Source organism: Alicycliphilus denitrificans K601, from assembly GCF_000204645.1.
Taxonomy (GTDB): Bacteria; Pseudomonadota; Gammaproteobacteria; order Burkholderiales; family Burkholderiaceae_C; genus Alicycliphilus; species Alicycliphilus denitrificans.
Genome location: NC_015422.1, coordinates 3,750,692 through 3,768,148, shown reverse-complemented (window position 1 = coordinate 3,768,148; position 17,457 = coordinate 3,750,692). Strand labels below are relative to the sequence as shown.

Genomic DNA, 17,457 nt, shown 5'->3' with positions numbered 1-17,457 from the left:
GGTCATGTGCCGCGCTGCGGTGGCGCGGGCAGGGCGTGGCCCCGCCGAATGGCGCCAGGCCGTATGCGCCGGGCCTCGGCGCCAGGGGGTGGCTCCAAATACAGCATTTTCCAGATGCATGCAAATGCTGCAAATAGCCAGATAAATTATGAAAAAAGCCAACTTTTGCTACGTCGACCGCTAAAATTTTTTTGCGATGCAGCAAATTTGACAAAGGAACTCGATGCTTCAATTCCAGGGTAAGACGATCGATACCGCCATCTTTGACATGGATGGAACCATGTTCGACACCGAACGCCTGCGGTTCCAGACCCTGTCCCAAGCCTCTGAAGAACTGTTTGGCAAGCCTTTCACCGAGCCCGTGCTCCTGGGTTCACTGGGTCTGAGCGCGACCAAGGCCGAAGCGCTTGCCAAACAGCACTACGGGCAGGACTTTCCGTATGCCGCCATCCGTCGCCGGGCCGACGAGCTGGAGCTGGCGCATGTGCGCACGCAGGGCGTGCCCATCAAGCCGGGCCTGCTGCCCGTGCTGGAGCGGCTGCGCAAGTCGGGCCTGAAGATGGCCGTGGCCACGTCCAGCCGCCGCGCCATTGCCGAGGAATACCTGATCAACGCCAACATCTACAAGTACTTCGACCTGTGCGTGTGCGGCGACGAGGTGGTGCAGGGCAAGCCGCACCCCGAGATTTTCGTGCGCGCGGCCGAGGCGCTGAACAGCCAGCCCGCGCAATGCCTGATGTTCGAGGACTCGGAAAACGGCGTGCGCTCGGCCGCCGATGCGGGCGGTGTGGTGATCCTGGTCGAAGACATCCAGATGCCGCCGCCTGCCGTGGCGCGGCGCGCCTTCGGGGTCTACGGCGGCCTGAGCGAGTTTCTGCAGGATCTGGCGGCCTGCACGCCCAAGATGTCCATGCCCGCCGTGACCGAGCCGTTTCCGCAGGCCGTGAACCTGCTCAAGGCCGGCATCCACGGCTTCGGGGCCATGGGCGGCGGGTATCTGGCGCAGGTGTTCTCGCACTGGGACGGCTATACGCGGCCCTGCGAAATCATCGCCTCCACGGGCAATGCGCTGCTGCGCGAGGCCATCGACGCGTTCGGCAAGTTCAGCGTGCGCTACGGCAGCCTGGCGTTCGACCAGACCATCGAGCAGCTGCGCGTGATCGACGCCGCCGACACGGATGCCGTGGCCGGCATGTACCGCGACTGCGAGATCGTCGCGCTGTGCGTGCCAGAGCAGGCCGTGGCCGCGCAGGCGGGCGTGATCGCGCAGGGGCTGGCCGAGCGCTTTGCCGCGCACGGGCGGGAGCTGACGGTGCTGGTCGTGCTCAACAAGGTGGGCGGTGCCGAGTTCGTGCGCGCGCAGGTGGAGGCGGCGCTTTTGCAGCGGGTGGCGTCCAAGGTCTGCCAGCGGATCCTGGAGCGCACGAGTTTCAGCGAGACCGTAGTCACGCGCATCGTCTCCAAGCTGACGGAGGACGCGCTGGTGCGCCAGCTGCGCATCAAGAGCGAGCTGTACAAGAAGAACGTGGTGGCCGTGCGTGAATCGTCGCCCCATGTCGGCGACTGGGCCGAGGCGCTGCCGGGCGACACGGCCGAGGTGGTAGCCCCGCATGTGAGCACGCTGCGCGATGCGGGCGAGCCTGCCAGCGCGCTGGCGCCGCTGCACCTGATCCTGTTCAATAGCGAGACCGACATGCCGCTGTACGTGCAGCAGGGCAGCGACCTGCTGGAGCACCTGCGCCAGATCGACACGGTGGCCGACATCGCGGTCATCCAGCTGCTGAAGAACCGGCTGTGGAATGGCACGCACGCCATCGTGGCCTGGTATGCGGCGCTGCTGGGCTATCCCAGCATCGGCCACGCCATGGGCGATGCGCGCGTGCAGGCGCTGATGGACCAGTTGCTCGACGCGGAGCTGGCACCCGCGCTGGCGGCGCAGTTCCCGGAGCTGCGCACGCGGCTGGCCGAGTTCATCGCCACCTTCCGCAACCGCTGCGCACATGCCTTCAAGGACCCGTGCGAGCGCGTGGGGCGCGACCCGCTGCGCAAGCTGCAGCGCGGCGAGCGCGTGCTGGGCAGCCTGGCCATGGCCGCCGCGCAGGGCGTGGCCGCGCCGGCACTGGCCTTTGGCGCGGCGCTGGCCGTGCACTACGCGCTGCACCACCCGCCGGCGGCCGAGGAGGACGAATGCCGGACGATTCGCGCGCTGTACGCCCGGCGCGAGGCGCTGCAGGATGTGCTGGCCTGGCGCGGTGAATACCATGGCGCGCCGTTCGACGGTCTGGACCCTGTGGCCGACGCCGCGCTGTTGGCCGCCGTGCAGTTGCCTTTCGACGGGCTGCAGGCCGGGGGGCTGGACTACTGCTGGGAGTCGGCCGCCGAGGCCGGCGTGGGCTGAGCGCCATGCGCGGCCCCTGTTTCCCTCGGGCCGCGCTCACTCCATTCGCACCGGTTGGCGAATGCAATTTGCACGGGGAGAGCCTTGAGGCAGAAAGCGCCACTGATATCCCATATGCAGAAATAGCTATAAAAATAGTAGCTTTATACGCTTTGTGGGCGGCGCTTCAAGGCTTTTTGTCATGCAAATACAGCCTGTCCGACCAGGTGGCCAGCCACTCGGGCTTGAAGGCCACGAACACCGCGCACAGCATGCCGGTGACCACGGCGTCGCCCCAGGCCATGAGCCAGCGCGCCACGAGCGACAGCTGCTCGCCCACGCCCGGCAGCGTATGGCCGGCCCATTGCGACAGTGAGCCGGCCACGAACACGCATGCCGCCGTGCCCAGGAAGGCCCGGCCCAGCACGTAGACGAAGGGGCGCACGCCGCCCAGCGCGTGCGTGCCGGCGCCGCGCCGCAGCAGCGCGCCCAGCAGCAGCGCCAGCGTGGCCGGCACCACGCCCTGCCACACGGCCAGGCCCAGGGCGTCGGCCCAGGACAGTCCGGGCGAGACCAGCGCGGCGATCGCCCCCACGGCCAGCAGCACGGGCACGGCCAGGGGCCAGCCCAGCATGAGCAGCACCAGGCAGGCGCCCGACCATTGCAGTTGCAGCGGCATGCGGTGCAGCGTGGGCAGCGCCCAGGCCCAGGGCAGGATGGCCAGGGTGGCCAGCAGCGGCGTCCACAGCGCGGAGGGCGCGCCGTGCGCCTCGTGCGCCAGCGGCTTGCGGCTGGCCAGCAGGCGCCAGGGCCGCGCGGCCATGGCGGCGGCGAGGGCCAGCAGGGCGAGGGCGGCTTCGAGGAGCATGGCGCGTCAGGCCGGCACGGTTGCCGTTTCGGCCAGCGGCTGGCCCAGGCTGCGCAGCACGTCGCGCACCATCTGCGCGCGCGCCGCCGGATCGGGCAGCGCGCGTTCTATGCGCAGTTTTTCGTTGCCCGCGAGCTTGATGTGCTTGTTCTTCTGGATGAGCCCGATGATGGCCATCGGGTCCACGGGGGGCCGGGGCTTGAAGGTGATGTTGATGATGCCCGGGGCCGCATCCACCTTGATCACGCCGTAGGGCGCGGAGAGCACGCGCAGGCGGTGCACGTCGATGAGGGTCTGCGCCTGGGGCGGCAGCTTGCCGAAGCGGTCCACGATCTCTTCGAGCAGCGTGTCGATCTGGTCGCTGGTGCGCGCTGTGGCCAGCTTCTTGTAGAACGACAGGCGCAGGTGCACGTCGCCGCAGTAGTCGTCGGGCAGCAGCGCGGGCGCATGCAGGTTGATGTCGGTGGCGGCCTGCATGGGCGCGAGCAGGTCGGGCTCCTTGCCGGCCTTGAGGCAGCGCACGGCCTCGGCCAGCATCTCGTTGTAGAGCTGGAAGCCCACCTCCAGCATGTTGCCGCTCTGGTTCTCGCCCAACACCTCGCCTGCGCCGCGGATCTCCAGGTCGTGCATGGCGAGGTAGAAGCCGCTGCCCAACTCCTCCATCTGCTGGATGGCGTCCAGGCGCTGCTGGGCCTGCTTGGTCAGGCCGTCCAGGTCGGGCACCATCAGGTAGGCGTAGGCTTGGTGGTGGCTGCGGCCCACGCGCCCGCGCAACTGGTGCAGCTGGGCCAGGCCGAACTTGTCGGCGCGGCTGATGAGGATGGTGTTGGCGCTGGGCACGTCGATGCCGGTCTCGATGATGGTCGAGCACAGCAGGATGTTGTAGCGCTGGGCCACGAAGTCGCGCATCACCTTCTCCAGCTCGCGCTCGGGCATCTGGCCGTGGGCCACGGCGATGCGCGCCTCGGGCAGTATTTCCTCCAGCTTCTGCCGGCGGTTCTCTATGGTCTCGACCTCGTTGTGCAGGAAGTAGCACTGGCCGCCGCGCTTCAATTCGCGCAGTACGGCCTCGCGGATCACGCCCGTGCCCTCGCTCCTCACGAAGGTCTTGATGGCCAGGCGGCGCTGCGGCGCGGTGGCGATCACGGACAGGTCGCGCAGGCCCTCCAGCGCCATGCCCATGGTGCGCGGAATGGGCGTGGCCGTGAGCGTGAGCACGTCAACCTCGGCGCGTAGCTGCTTCATGGCCTCCTTGTGGCGCACGCCGAAGCGGTGTTCCTCGTCGATGATGAGCAGGCCCAGGTTCTTGAACTTGGTCGATTCGGAAAGCAGCTTGTGCGTGCCTACGACGATGTCCACCGTGCCGTCGGCGATGCCTTTGACTGCCGCGGTGATCTCCTTGCCCGAGCGGAAGCGTGAGACCTCGGCCACCTTCACGGGCCATTTGGCGAAGCGGTCGCACAGCGTGCGGTAGTGCTGCTCGGCCAGCAGCGTGGTGGGCGCGAGGAAGGCCACCTGCTTGCCGCCCGTCACGGCGACGAAGCAGGCGCGCAGGGCGACCTCGGTCTTGCCGAAGCCCACGTCGCCGCAGACCAGGCGGTCCATGGGGCGCGGGCTGATCATGTCCTGCACCACGGCGTGGATGGCGGCGTTCTGGTCGGCCGTTTCCTCGAAGCCGAAGTCGGCGACGAACTGTTCGTAGTCCTGCGGCGAGTAGCGGAAGGCGTGGCCCTGGCGCGCCGCGCGCCGGGCGTAGATGTTGAGCAGCTCGGCCGCCGCGTCGCGCACCTGCTCGGCGGCCTTGCGCTTGGCCTTCTCCCACTGGCCGCTGCCCAGCTTGTGCAGCGGCGCCTCGTCGGCCGACACGCCCGTGTAGCGGCCGATGAGCTGCAGCTGGCTCACGGGCACGTAGAGCACGGCCTTGTCGGCGTATTCCAGATGCAAAAACTCTTGCAGGGCCGGCGTGCCGTCGGGGTTCTTGCTTCCTAAGTCCATGTGGACCAGGCCGCGGTAGCGGCCTATGCCGTGCTGGTTGTGCACCACGGGATCGCCCACCTTGAGCTCCGACAGGTCCTTGATCAGCGCCTCCACGTCGCTGGCCTGCTCCTGCTTCTTGCGCCGGCGCGTGGTGGGGGCGGCGGCGAAGAGCTCGGTCTCGGTGACGAGGTCCAGGCCTTCCTCGACCCAGGCGAAGCCCGTGGCCAGCGCCGCCGTGGCGATGCCCACGCGCTCCTCGGGCGTGGACTGGAACTCGGCCAGCGAGTCGAACGCGGGCGGGTTCAGCCCCGAGGCGCGCAGGAAATCCAGCAGGCTCTCGCGCCTGCCGTCGCTCTCGGCCAGCAGCAGCACGCGCTGCGGCGTGGCGCGTATGTGGGCCTGGAGCCTGGCGAGCGGGTCGTCGGCGCCGCGCACCACGGACAGGTCGGGCAGCTTCTGGAACTGGGCGTTGTCCTGCACGTCCTCCACGCCCGGGCGCAGCGACAACTGGGCGTGGGGCTTGGCCTGGCCGTAGAACTGGTCGGCCGAGAGGAACAGCGCCTCGGGCGGCAGCACGGGGTGGTCCGGGTCGCCCTGGATCAGGCGGTAGCGCTCGCGCGTGTCCTGCCAGAAGCGCTGGAACACACCCTCCAGGTCGCCGTGCAGCACCACGGTGGCATCGGCGCCGAGGTAGTCGAACACGGTGGCCGTCTCGTCGAAGAACAGCGGCAGGTAGTACTCGATGCCGGCGGTGGCCACGCCGTTGCCCATGTCCTTGTAGATGCGGCTGCGCGTGGGGTCGCCCTCCAGCAGCTCGCGCCAGCGCTGGCGGAACTTGGCGCGCGCCGCCTCGTCCATGGGGAACTCGCGCCCGGGCAGCAGGCGCACCTCGGGCACGGGGTACAGGCTGCGCTGGCTGTCGGGGTCGAAGGTGCGTATCGAGTCGATCTCGTCGTCGAACAGGTCCACCCGGTAGGGCTGCGGCGAGCCCATGGGGAACAGATCGATGAGGCCGCCGCGCACCGCGTACTCGCCATGGCTGACGACCTGCGACACATGCTGGTAGCCCGCGAGCGTGAGCTGGGCGCGCAGCCTGGCCTCGTCGAGCCGCTGCCCGGTCTTGAAGTGGAAGGTGTAGCCCGCCAGGAACGAGGGCGGGGCCAGGCGGTACAGGGCCGTGGTGGCGGGCACCAGCACCACGTCGGCGCCCGTGTCCCTGTCCTTCTGGGAGATGCGCCACAGCGTCGCCAGGCGCTCGCTGATCAGGTCCTGGTGCGGCGAGAAGCTGTCGTAGGGCAGGGTCTCCCAGTCGGGGAACAGGGCGCAGCGCAGATCGGGGGCAAAGAAGGCGATCTCGTCGATGAGCCGCTGCGCGTCGCCGGCATCGGCCGTGACGATGGCCGTGGTGCGGCCCTCGGCCTTCTGCTGCAGCCCCAGGCGGGCCAGCAGCAGTGCGTCGCTGCTGCCCACGGGGCGGGGCAAGGTGAATCGTTTGGCGGGGGAGAGTTTGGGGAGCTGCATGCGGGTGGTGCCGAGAGGCGGGGGCGCGGCGCGCGCGGGCTGCTCGGGCGGTGGTGGGCGATTTTAGAATGCCGCCCCATGAGCGACCTGCCTCCCGCCTTCAACCCCGTTCGCCATGTGCCCGGGCGGTTCTGGGCCCTGGTGCCCTGCGCGGGCACGGGCACGCGCGCCGTGCGCGTGCAGCCGGGCGCCGCGGCCGTCCTGCCCAAGCAGTACCAGGTGGTGGCGGGCCACCCTATGGTGCTGCACACGCTGGCGGCCTTTGCCGGGGTGGCAAGGCTCGCGGGCACGCTGGTGGCCGTGGCGCCGGGCGATGCCTTCTTCGACGGCCATGCGCACCCCGCCTTCTTCGCCGTGCCCTGCGGCGGCGCCACGCGGGCCGATACGGTGCTGGGCGGCATCAAGGCCCTGCAGGCGCGCGGCGCATCGGACGACGACTGGGTGCTGGTGCACGACGCGGCGCGCTGCCTGGTGACCACGGCACAGATCGACGCGCTGATCGACGCCTGCCAGCACGACAGCGTGGGCGGGCTGCTCGCGCACAAGTTGGCCGACACGCTCAAGACCGCCACCGACGGGCCCGGCGGCGTGCGCGTCGCCTCCACCGTGGACCGCAGCGACAAGTGGCTCGCGCAGACGCCGCAGATGTTCCGCATCGGCGCACTGCGCCGCGCGCTGGAGCACGTGGGCGCGGCCGCCACCGACGAGGCCAGCGCCATGGAGGCCATGGGCCTGCGCCCGCGCCTGGTGCCCGGCGGCGCGCAGAACTTCAAGGTCACCTATCCGGACGACTTCGCCCTTGCCGAGGCCGTGCTGGCCCAGCGCATGCACGGCGCCACGCTGGAGCGCTTCGGCGGCGCGCGCGGCGCGGCGGCCAGCGAGCCGGTACAGACTTTTTTCTCATCCACGACACCGCGCCAGCGGTGACGGCAGTGAACGGAACGAACATGGATTTCAGGATTGGCGAGGGTTGGGACGTGCATGCGCTGGTACCCGGGCGGCGCCTGGTCATCGGCGGCGTGGACATTCCCCACACCATGGGACTGCTGGGCCACTCGGATGCCGACGTGCTGCTGCACGCCATCACCGACGCGCTGCTGGGCGCGGCGGCGCTGGGCGACATCGGCAGCCATTTCCCCGACACCGATGCGCGGTTCCGTGGCGCCGATTCCGTGGTGCTGCTCACCGAGGCGGCGCGCCGCGTGCGGGACAAGGGCTACGCGATCGGCAACGTCGACAGCACCGTGGTGGCGCAGGCGCCGCGCCTGGCGGCCCACATACCGGCCATGCGCGAGCGCATTGCCGGCGCTTTAAGCCTGCAGGGCGGCCAGGTGAACGTGAAGGCCAAGACGGCCGAGCGCCTGGGCCCCGTGGGGCAGGGCCTGGCCATCGAGGCGCGCGCCGCCGTGCTGCTATTCAAAGAATAGCTCATAGCGCTTGGTATATGGTGGTTTCAGGTAGATTTGTGTATGAAGCCGCCATCTGGCAAGCGCTGGCAGCTATTGTTTTTGCTGCGGCGCGGGTGCGCCACTGCGGGGCGGCAGGTGGCGCTTGACCTGCGGGCGCTGCAGGCGCTGCTGCGGGTCCTGCCCCTCGGGCAGGTCGGTGGCGCGCTGCAGCTGGATATGGGCGACGAGCCCGCCCGAGGCCGAGTTCGCCAGCGCGAAGATGCCGCCCATGCGCTGCACGGTCTTGTCCACGATGGACAGGCCCAGGCCCGCGCCCGCGGCCGCCGTGCGCGCCGAGTCGCCGCGGAAGAACGGCTTGGTCAGGTTGGCCAGCTGCTCCGGCGGCGCGCCGGGGCCGTGGTCGCGCAGCTTGATCAGCACCCATTTCTCGCGCGCCTTGGCGGCGATGTCCACGGTGGTGATGCCGGTCTCGCGGTTCTTGCCGTAGCGGCGCGCGTTCTCCAGCAGGTTGGAGATCACGCGCGCCAGCTCCACCTCGTCCGCCATCGCCATCAGGTCCTCGGGCACGTTCATGGTGATCTGCAGTTCTCGGTGGTCCTGCACCGCGTACACGCAGGAGGACACCACGCCATGCAGGTTGACGGGGCTGAGCGCCACGGTGTCGGGGCGCGCGTAGTCGAGGAACTTGTCGATGGTGGCGTCGAGCTGCACGATGTCGGCCACCATGTGCTCGCGCGCCACCTCGTCGGTCACGCTCATCTCGGTCTCCAGGCGCAGGCGCGCCAGGGGCGTGCGCAGGTCGTGCGAGATGCCGGCCAGCATCACGGCGCGGTCCTGCTCCAGCTTGGCGAGTTTCTGCGCCATGCGGTTGAAGCCGATGTTCACCTCGCGGATCTCGCTGGTCACGGCCTCCTCGTCGAGCTGGCCGGCGGCGAAGTCGCCGTCGCGCACGCGGTTGGCGGCGTCGCTGAGCTGCTTGAGCGGGCGGTTGATGAGCCGCGCGATGATGGCGGCGCCCGCCAGCGACAGCGCGCCCACGATGGTGAGCCAGATGAGCCAGGTCTTGCCGCCGGCCGCGGACAGGCGCGAGCGGTCCATGAGCAGCCAGTTTGGGTCGCCGTTGATGGTGAAGCCCACCCACAGGCCGTTCTCGCCATTGACGCTGCTGGCCACGATGGTGCCCGGCCCCAGCCGCTGCGTGAGTTCCTCGGTCAGGCGCAGGCCCAGGGCCGAGGGCGGGAGCAGCTCGAACTTGTCCTTGGGCTCGCGCGGCAGGATGCGCACGCCCTCCTGGTCCGCCATGGTCTTGAGCAGGGACACGCGGGCGATGGCGTCGGAGTGCACGAGCGCCGCGCGGCTCAGGTTGACCATGGAGGCAATCTGCTGCGCCGTCTGCAGCGTGCGCGGCTCGAACTCCAGCGCGCGCAGCGTCTGCACCCAGGCCAGGATGCAGCCCACCAGCAGCAGCGCCAGCAGGAAGAAGGTGCGCCAGAACAGGTTCAGCCCCACGCGCGAACGCTGAGGCCGGCGGCTGGCCGAGGCCTCCAGCGGCGCCGGGCTGGTGGCGTCCGTGGGCATGTCTTGGGTGGCGTTCATGGCTTTGCGGCGTGCTCTGGCGCGGCGCCCGCAGGGCGGGCGCGCCCTCTCAGTGTGCGGAGGCCCGCGGGATCAGTTCGTGCCGTCCGGTACGAACACGTAGCCCACGCCCCAGACGGTCTGGATGTAGCGCGGCGCGGCGGCATCCACCTCCACGAGCTTGCGCAGGCGCGAGATCTGCACGTCCAGGCTGCGGTCGAAGGGCTCGAATTCGCGCCCGCGCGCCAGCAGCGCGAGCTTCTCGCGCGACAGCGGCTGGCGCGGGTGGCGCACCAGGGCCTTGAGCATGGCGAACTCGCCCGTGGTCAGCGGCAGCTCCTCGCCGTTCTTCTGCAGCGCGCGCGTGCCCAGGTCGAAGGTGAAGGGGCCGAAGGTCACGACCTCGTTGTCGCCCGAGGGGGCGCCCGGCGCCTCCTGCGGCGGGCGGCGGCGCAGCACGGCGTGTATGCGCGCCAGCAGCTCGCGCGGGTTGAAGGGCTTGCCCAGGTAGTCGTCTGCGCCCACCTCCAGGCCCACGATGCGGTCCACGTCCTCGCCCTTGGCGGTGAGCATGATGATGGGCGTGCGGTCGCTGGCCGCGCGCAGGCGGCGGCAGATCGACAGGCCGTCCTCGCCGGGCATCATCAGGTCGAGCACGATCAGGTCCACGGTCTCGCGCAGCAGGATGCGGTTGAGCGCCTTGCCGTCTTCCGCCACCATGACTTCGAAGCCTTCCTGTGTGAGGTAGCGGCGCAGCAGGTCGCGGATGCGCGCATCGTCGTCCACCACGAGGACCTTGTCGGTGCGATTGGTTGTTGAAGCCATGCTGTCTTTCCCCAGTCCAATTTGTAACAGAGCCGATTTTGACCAGCTTGTGACCGGAAATTCGCGTTTCCCCCTAGGGTCTGACCAACTGTTACAGGTTTTGCGCTGCAGCGCAACGGCGGTGGCCGGTGTTCAATGACGATGCCAGGCAGGGGCGGCCGGCATGTGCCGGCGGCCCCTGCATACCGAGGAAGGAATGAAAGAGGATATGAAGAATGCTTTTAAAGTCATAGCTTCCAGCGCTTTATTGGTGGGCGCTACAGCCGTTTTTGCTCAAAACGGACCGGTAGCGGTGCTGCAGAACGTGTTGCAGCTGTCGGCCTCCGGGACGGTCGAGGTACAGCAGGACCTGCTGGTCCTGACGCTGGCCGCCACGAAGGAAGCGCCGGAGGCGGCCATCGTGCAGGCCCAGCTGCAGCAGGTGCTGGATGCTGCGCTCGCCGAGGCGCGTCGCGCCGCGCAGCCGCAGCAGATGGACGTGCGCACGGGCGCCTTCGGCATGTACCCGCGCCATGGCAAGGACGGCAAGATCGCCGGCTGGCAGGGACGCGCGGAACTGGTGCTGCAGGGGCGCGACTTCGCGCGCATCACGGGCACGGCCGGAAGGATCCAGGGCATGACGATCAGCCAGATCGCCTTCGACCTCTCGCGCGAGGCGCGCGCCAAGGTCGAAGGCGAGGCGCAGGCCAAGGCCATCGAGGCCTTCAAGGCGCGCGCCGCGGAGCTGGCGCGCGGCTTCGGCTTCGCCGGCTACACCCTGCGCGAGGTGGCCGTGCACAGCAACGAGATGGCGCCCGGCCCGCGCCCGCGCATCATGGCCATGGAGGCCAAGGCCGCGTCCCTGGCCGCCGATGCGCCGGTGCCGGTCGAGGCCGGCAAGGCCCAGGTGGCGGTGACCATCTCGGGCTCGGTGCAGTTGCGGTGATATTTGCCTGCAGCGCTTGATTGGCAAGCGCTACCAGCTGCATTAACCGTAGCGTTACTGCGCAGCCCAGCCGCCATCCATGTTCCAGGCCACGCCGCGCACGTTGTTGGCGGCGGGCGAGCAGAAGAATACCGCCAGCTCGCCCAGCTCCTCGGGCGTGGTGAACTGCATGGAGGGCTCCTTCTCGCCCAGCAGCACCTTCTTGGCCTCGTCGTTCGAGATGCCCAGCGCCGCGGCCTTGGCGTCCACCTGCTTTTGCACCAGCGGGGTCAGCACCCAGCCCGGGCAGATGGCGTTGCAGGTCACGCCCGTGGTGGCGTTCTCCAGCGCCGTCACCTTGGTCAGGCCGACGATGCCGTGCTTGGCCGCCACGTAGGCCGACTTCTGCGCCGAGGCCACCAGGCCGTGCACCGAGGCCACGTTGATGATGCGCCCCCAGTCGTTCGCCAGCATGCCCGGCAGGGCCAGGCGCGTGGTGTGGAAGGCGCTCGTGAGGTTGATGGCGATGATGGCGTCCCAACGCTCGGGCGGGAAGTCCTGCACGCTGGCCACGTGCTGGATGCCGGCGTTGTTCACCAGGATGTCCACGCGGCCGAACTGGGTGGCGGCGTACTTGAGCATGTCCTCGATGTCGGCGGGGCGGCTCATGTCCGCGCCGTGGTAGGCCACGCGGGCCCCCGCGGCTTGGCCAGCGGCCAGCACCTCGGCGCGCGGCCCGTCCACGTCGCCGAAGCCGTTGAGCACGATGTTTGCCCCCTGGCGCGCCAGGGCTTTGGCGATCCCAAGGCCGATGCCGCTGGTGGAGCCGGTGACGAGGGCGGTTTTGCCGTTCAGCATGAGAGTCTCTCCGAATGAATTAGGATGCAGCCGAGGCATTATCGAGTGCTGCATGACGGTACCGTTTCCATGATTGAACCTACGCTGAAATACGTACCGTGCCCGGGCCCCGCGGCCGCCGGCGCCACCGCACAGGAAGGCCATCGCATGGCCTACTGGGAGTGGAACGACACGGGCGATCCCCGCCACCCCCACGTGATCGTGTGCGCGCATGGCCTGTCGCGACAGGGGCGCGATTTCGACACGCTGGCGCGCAGGCTGTGCCGCCACGCGCGCGTGGTCTGCCCCGACGTGGCCGGGCGCGGCCGCAGCGACTGGCTGACGGACCCCATGGATTACCAGCTGCCCGTGTATGTGGCCGACATGCTGGCGCTGCTGGCACAGCTGCACCAGCAGGCCCCCATCGTCGCGCTGGACTGGGTGGGCACGAGCATGGGAGGGCTGCTGGGCATGGGCATCTGCGGCGTGCCCGACCTGCCGCTGCCCGCGCCCGTGCGGCGCCTGGTGCTCAACGACGTGGGGCCATGCCTCGAATGGCAGGCGCTGCAGCGCATCGGCCAGTACCTGGGCCAGCCCGCGCATTTCGATTCGCTGCAGCAGGCGGCCGACGCGCTGTGGGTCGTGTCCAGCACCTTCGGGCCGCACACGTCGCAGGAGTGGCTGGAACTGTCGCGCGCCATGGTGCGCCCCGCGCCCCAGGGCGGCTTCGTGCTGCATTACGACCCGGCGATCGCCGTGGCCTTTCGCGCGCTGACGCCGGAGGCCGCGAGCGCGGGCGAGCAGCAGATGTGGCAGCTCTACGACCGGATCGCGGCGCAGGTCCTGCTGCTGCGCGGCACGCAATCGGACCTGCTGTCGCCGCAGACGGCGCAGCAGATGACCGCGCGCGGGCCCCGCGCGCGCCTGGTGGAGTTCGCCGGCGTGGGCCACGCGCCCACGCTGCTCCATGACGACCAGGTCGATGTGGTCGCCCGCTTCCTGCTGGACGGGCAGGGGGAGCCGGCAGCATGAAGAGCAGCTTCATCGGCCAGACGCTGCCCATGGCGCAGGCGGGCGCCGCTGCGGCGCGTCCCGACGGCGTGCCGCAGCTCATCGCGGCCACGTCGCAGGCCGATACGGAGCATGCCGACGCCCTGGTGCGCGCCCGTGCGTTCGCCGAGCCCCTGCTCATCGGCGAAACGCTGGAGACCGGGGAGAACACGCTGGCCCATGCGGACGCGGTGGCCGCCATCCTCAAGAACCTGGGCGGCTCCGAGACCATGCAGGCGGCGGCCTACCTGGTCTACACCTGCGAGCACCTGAACAAGCCCGAGGAGGTGATCGGCAAGGCCTTCGGCAGCAATTTCGCGGCTCTGGCCGTGGAGACCACCAAGCTCATGCGCGTGCAGCTGCAGGCGCGCGAGGCGCAGGTGGCCGGCCTGCAGGTGGACGATGCGGCCACGCAGACCGAGAACGTGCGCAAGATGCTGCTGGCCTTCTCGCGCGACCTGCGCGTGGTCATGCTGCGCCTGGCCTCGCGCCTGCAGACGTTGCGCTACTACGCGGCCGCCAAGCGCCCGGTGTCGCCGGCCATCGCGCGCGAGGCGCTGCAGGTGTTCGCACCCCTGGCCAACCGCCTGGGCATCTGGCAGATGAAATGGGAGCTGGAAGACCTGGCCTTCCGCTTCCTGGAGCCCGACACCTACCGCGAGGTGGCGCGCCTGCTCGACGAGAAGCGCGTGGAGCGCGAGCTGTACATGGAGCAGCTGCGCGGCCGGCTCGAATCCGAGCTGCGCGCGCACAGCATCAGCGCCAGCGTGTCGGGCAGGCCCAAGCACATCTACAGCATCGTCAAGAAGATGCGCGGCAAGTCGCTCGACTTCGACCAGGTGTTCGACATCCGCGCGCTGCGCGTGATCGTGCCCAGCGTCAAGGACTGCTATGCCGCGCTGAGCTGGGTGCACAGCCAGTTCACCTCCATCGAGGCCGAGTTCGACGACTACATCGCCCGCCCCAAGCCCAACGGCTACCAGTCGCTGCACACGGTGGTGCGCGACGAGGCCGGCAGGGCCATCGAGATCCAGATCCGCACCCAGGCCATGCACGACCATGCCGAGCACGGCGTGGCTGCGCACTGGGCCTATAAGGAGGCGGGCACCAAGGGCTATGCCGGCGTGTCGGCCAGCAGCGACTACGACGCCAAGATCGCCGTGCTGCGCCAGCTGCTGGCCTGGGAGCGCGACTTGGTCGGCTCGGCCAGCCGCAGCGGCCTGTTCGAGGACCGCATCTACGTGCTGACGCCCGACGCCGCGGTGGTGGAGCTGCCCCAGGGCGCCACGCCCGTCGACTTCGCCTATGCGGTCCACACCAACGTAGGCCACCGCTGCCGCGGCGCGCGCGTGGACGGTGCCATGGTGCCGCTGAACACGCCGCTGCAGAACGGCCAGACGGTGGAGATCAGCACCGTGAAGGAGGGCCGTCCCTCGCGCGACTGGCTCAACCCCGAGCTGGGCTACCTCATCAGCAGCCGCGCCAAGGCCAAGGTGCGCGCCTGGTTCAATGCCCAGGCAACCCACGCGACGGTCGCGCGCGGGCGCGAACTGGTGGAAAAGCTGCTGCAGCGCGAGGGCAAGACGGCCATCAAGCACGACGACCTGGCCATGCAGCTGGGATTCAAGTCGGCGGACGCGCTGTTCGAGATGGTGGGCAAGGACGAGCTGTCGCTGCGCTCCATAGAAGCCCTGCTGCGCCCGCCCGAGCCGGTGGCGCAGGAGCCCGACCTGCTGGTCAGGAAGGCGCGCACGGCCGATGGCGCGCACAAGGGCGGCGTGCTCGTGGTCGGCGTGGATTCGCTCATGACGCAGCTGGCCAAATGCTGCAAGCCCGCGCCGCCCGACGACATCCGCGGTTTCGTCACGCGCGGCAAGGGCGTGAGCGTGCACCGCTCCGACTGCCGCAACTTCCACGAAATGGCCGCGCGCAACGCCGAGCGCGTGATCGACGTGCAGTGGGGCCGGCCGCGGCGCTCGACGGCGGAGGCGGCCGTCTATCCCGTGGACGTGGCGGTGGAGGCATCGGACCGCCAGGGCCTGCTGCGCGACATCTCCGAGGTGTTCGCGCGCGAGAAGACCAACGTGATCGGCGTGCAGACCCAGTCCGTGAAAGGCACGGCCTGGATGACCTTCACCGTGGAGGTGTCCGACGCCGGGCGGCTGAACAAGGTCCTGGGCATCGTCGCCGGCGTGCAGGGGGTGCGCTCGGCGCGCAGGCGCTGAGCCGCTTTCTTTCTGGGCGGGTTTTTACTGCTATACTTTCGCTTTCTCGAACGATCACAGGCGCGTAGCTCAGCTGGTTAGAGCACCACCTTGACATGGTGGGGGTCGTTGGTTCGAGTCCAATCGCGCCTACCAATGGAATCAACGGGTTGCAGCGGCTTCGCTGTGACCCGTTTTTCTTTCCGGGCCAAAGGGATAGACCTCGAAGAGTCCCGGGCCGGCTCCGTCAACGGGCAATATGCTTTCTTTTGAATAAAAGTTTGCATGTTTCGATTTGCGGTGCATAATGCACCGATGCGCTGCCCACTGCTTGCCTTGGCGGCGCCTGACTGACAGCACTCCCATCGCCTGTTCTGCCGCACTTCCAGCGAAGTCTGTCGGCTGTCATCCTCCTTTCGCGGCGAGCTCATTGCGGATCCCCACATCCTTTTCCGGATCTGCCCGAGCACCTCTGCGCCATGGCGCTGCAGGGATTTTTCTTTCCCCCCTTTGACTCCTGACGGGACGCCCTGCCGGCGAAGATCTCCGTCAGTCCGCAATGCTTGAAAAACAGAACGCAGAGTGCGTCGGCAACTACGTTGTCACGCCGCTCATCAAATCCACCAATGCCGGCGTCGCGGCCTCGGTTTCCATCCGCCGGGGGATGTACGACCGAATCTTCCGGTTCGCCCCCCACTTTGCCTGCGATGCGCAGGCGGTGCAGTACGCCTTGGCCCAGGGCCGCAGCATGGTGCTGCAGGGCCAACTGGGCTGACTTCCATTTCCTCTCCGTGGCTGGCCCCGAGTGGCCGGCCCTTCACTCCGAAAGAAAGACATTTATGAACAATCGACTCTATGTGGGCAACCTGGCCTATTCTGTCCGCGACGAATCGCTGGTCCAGCAGTTCTCCCAATTCGGCGCCGTCACCTCCGCGAAAGTCATGATGGAGCGCGACACGGGCCGCTCCAAGGGCTTCGGCTTCGTCGAGATGGCCAGCGGTGCCGAGGCGCAGGAAGCCATCAATGGCCTGCATGGCAAATCGGTCGATGGCCGCGCCTTGACGGTGAACGTCGCACGGCCCATGGAAGCCCGGCCGAGCTTTGGCGGTGGCGCCGACCGCGGCGGCTATCGCGGCAGCCGCTACTGACATCATTGAGCCGGGCGTAAAGCCCTCGAACGCATCAAGCCGCCCCGGACGGGCGGCTTTTTCGTTGATGCATGTCGTGCAAGGGCGGTGTGGATGGTGCGATCAGGGTATTCCTGCGCGTGGTGCGGACATGGCCTGCCTAGAATCTGTTGCACTGCAATACGAGCCGGACCACGACCGGAGGAGCCACCCGTGCCAGACCAGAACCCCGCACCTGACGCCAAGCCCGCGCAGCGCGTCATCAAGAAGTACCCCAATCGCCGCCTGTACGACACCTCCACCTCCACCTACGTCACGCTGGCCGAGGTCAGGCAGCTGGTGATGAACGGGGAGACGGTCGCCGTGCGCGACGCCAAGAGCGGCGAGGACCTGACGCGCAGCATCCTGCTGCAGATCATCCTGGAGGAGGAGGCCGGCGGCGCGCCCATGTTCAGCGAGGCGGCGCTGGCCAACATCATCCGCTTCTACGGCCACGCCATGCAGGGCTTCATGGGCGCCTACCTCGAGAAGAACGTGCAGATGTTCACCGAGATCCAGGCCAAGCTGGCCGAGCAGTCCCAGGGGCTCACGCCCGAGATGTGGTCGCAGTTCATGAACCTGCAGTCGCCCATGATGAAGGGGCTGATGGGCAACTACGTCGAGCAGTCGCAGAACATGTTCCAGCAGATGCAGGAGCAGATGCAGAAGCAGACCGAGCAGATGCTCGGCGCGTTCGGCCTCAAGAAACGCTAGGGCCCAGGCCCTAGGGCCAAACAGGGACAA

At 68.6% G+C, this 17,457-nt stretch carries 13 protein-coding genes, 1 tRNA gene and 1 pseudogene; 10 read left to right on the top strand and 5 right to left on the bottom strand.

The features are described from left to right. The first annotated feature begins 223 nt into the window (after positions 1 to 223). Positions 224 to 2,398, top strand: a complete 2,175-nt coding sequence (mtlD, locus tag ALIDE2_RS17980; RefSeq protein WP_013722809.1) for a bifunctional mannitol-1-phosphate dehydrogenase/phosphatase — start codon at positions 224 to 226, stop codon at positions 2,396 to 2,398. 166 nt (positions 2,399 to 2,564) lie between these two features. Here mtlD and ALIDE2_RS17975 read toward each other — a convergent pair whose 3' ends face one another. Beyond that, positions 2,565 to 3,245 carry a hypothetical protein gene (locus ALIDE2_RS17975; RefSeq protein WP_013722808.1) on the bottom strand — a complete coding sequence of 227 codons (681 nt, stop codon included), beginning with the start codon at positions 3,243 to 3,245 and terminating at the stop codon, positions 2,565 to 2,567. Between the two features lie 6 nt (positions 3,246 to 3,251). Continuing rightward, entirely contained in the window at positions 3,252 to 6,743 is a 3,492-nt protein-coding gene (gene mfd, locus ALIDE2_RS17970; RefSeq protein ID WP_013722807.1) for a transcription-repair coupling factor, read from the bottom strand. Positions 6,744 to 6,821: 78 nt separating this feature from the next. Between mfd and ispD the strand changes: the two genes are divergently transcribed. Both ispD and ispF read left to right on the top strand, forming a co-directional pair. Next, positions 6,822 to 7,670, top strand: a complete 849-nt coding sequence (gene ispD, locus ALIDE2_RS17965) for a 2-C-methyl-D-erythritol 4-phosphate cytidylyltransferase (RefSeq protein ID WP_013722806.1) — start codon at positions 6,822 to 6,824, stop codon at positions 7,668 to 7,670. 20 nt (positions 7,671 to 7,690) lie between these two features. After that, positions 7,691 to 8,170, top strand: a complete 480-nt coding sequence (ispF, locus tag ALIDE2_RS17960; RefSeq protein WP_013518191.1) for a 2-C-methyl-D-erythritol 2,4-cyclodiphosphate synthase — start codon at positions 7,691 to 7,693, stop codon at positions 8,168 to 8,170. Positions 8,171 to 8,242: 72 nt separating this feature from the next. Here ispF and ALIDE2_RS17955 read toward each other — a convergent pair whose 3' ends face one another. Next, positions 8,243 to 9,748, bottom strand: coding sequence for a sensor histidine kinase (locus ALIDE2_RS17955; protein ID WP_013518192.1), 1,506 nt, complete (start codon positions 9,746 to 9,748; stop codon positions 8,243 to 8,245). A gap of 72 nt (positions 9,749 to 9,820) precedes the next feature. Continuing rightward, positions 9,821 to 10,552, bottom strand: coding sequence for an osmolarity response regulator transcription factor OmpR (gene ompR / locus ALIDE2_RS17950; RefSeq protein WP_013518193.1), 732 nt, complete (start codon positions 10,550 to 10,552; stop codon positions 9,821 to 9,823). Positions 10,553 to 10,748: 196 nt separating this feature from the next. Here ompR and ALIDE2_RS17945 point away from each other — a divergent pair, with 196 nt between their 5' ends. Then, complete coding sequence (locus ALIDE2_RS17945; RefSeq protein ID WP_013722805.1) at positions 10,749 to 11,477, top strand: SIMPL domain-containing protein; 729 nt, start codon at positions 10,749 to 10,751, stop codon at positions 11,475 to 11,477. 54 nt (positions 11,478 to 11,531) lie between these two features. Here the strand turns inward: ALIDE2_RS17945 and ALIDE2_RS17940 are convergent, their stop codons facing one another. Continuing rightward, positions 11,532 to 12,314 carry a 3-hydroxybutyrate dehydrogenase gene (locus ALIDE2_RS17940; protein ID WP_013518195.1) on the bottom strand — a complete coding sequence of 261 codons (783 nt, stop codon included), beginning with the start codon at positions 12,312 to 12,314 and terminating at the stop codon, positions 11,532 to 11,534. A 69-nt stretch (positions 12,315 to 12,383) separates the two neighbouring features. On the opposite strand from ALIDE2_RS17940, the gene ALIDE2_RS17935 reads away from it, so the two are divergent. The 6 genes and pseudogenes from ALIDE2_RS17935 to phaR all read left to right on the top strand — a co-directional run bounded on the left by ALIDE2_RS17935 (position 12,384) and on the right by phaR (position 17,427). Continuing rightward, complete coding sequence (locus ALIDE2_RS17935) at positions 12,384 to 13,325, top strand: alpha/beta fold hydrolase (RefSeq protein ID WP_013722804.1); 942 nt, start codon at positions 12,384 to 12,386, stop codon at positions 13,323 to 13,325. After that, positions 13,322 to 15,568 carry a RelA/SpoT family protein gene (locus tag ALIDE2_RS17930; protein ID WP_013722803.1) on the top strand — a complete coding sequence of 749 codons (2,247 nt, stop codon included), beginning with the start codon at positions 13,322 to 13,324 and terminating at the stop codon, positions 15,566 to 15,568. Before ALIDE2_RS17935 ends, ALIDE2_RS17930 begins: the two co-directional genes overlap by 4 nt. 58 nt (positions 15,569 to 15,626) lie before the next feature. After that, positions 15,627 to 15,703: transfer RNA gene (locus ALIDE2_RS17925), tRNA-Val, on the top strand. Positions 15,704 to 16,106: 403 nt separating this feature from the next. Then, complete coding sequence (locus ALIDE2_RS17920) at positions 16,107 to 16,322, top strand: hypothetical protein (RefSeq protein ID WP_013518198.1); 216 nt, start codon at positions 16,107 to 16,109, stop codon at positions 16,320 to 16,322. A gap of 64 nt (positions 16,323 to 16,386) precedes the next feature. Continuing rightward, positions 16,387 to 16,683, top strand: a pseudogene (locus tag ALIDE2_RS17915) (RNA recognition motif domain-containing protein); the annotation flags it as partial. A 204-nt stretch (positions 16,684 to 16,887) separates the two neighbouring features. Next, positions 16,888 to 17,427, top strand: coding sequence for a polyhydroxyalkanoate synthesis repressor PhaR (gene phaR / locus ALIDE2_RS17910; RefSeq protein ID WP_013518200.1), 540 nt, complete (start codon positions 16,888 to 16,890; stop codon positions 17,425 to 17,427). Positions 17,428 to 17,457: the final 30 nt, after the last annotated feature.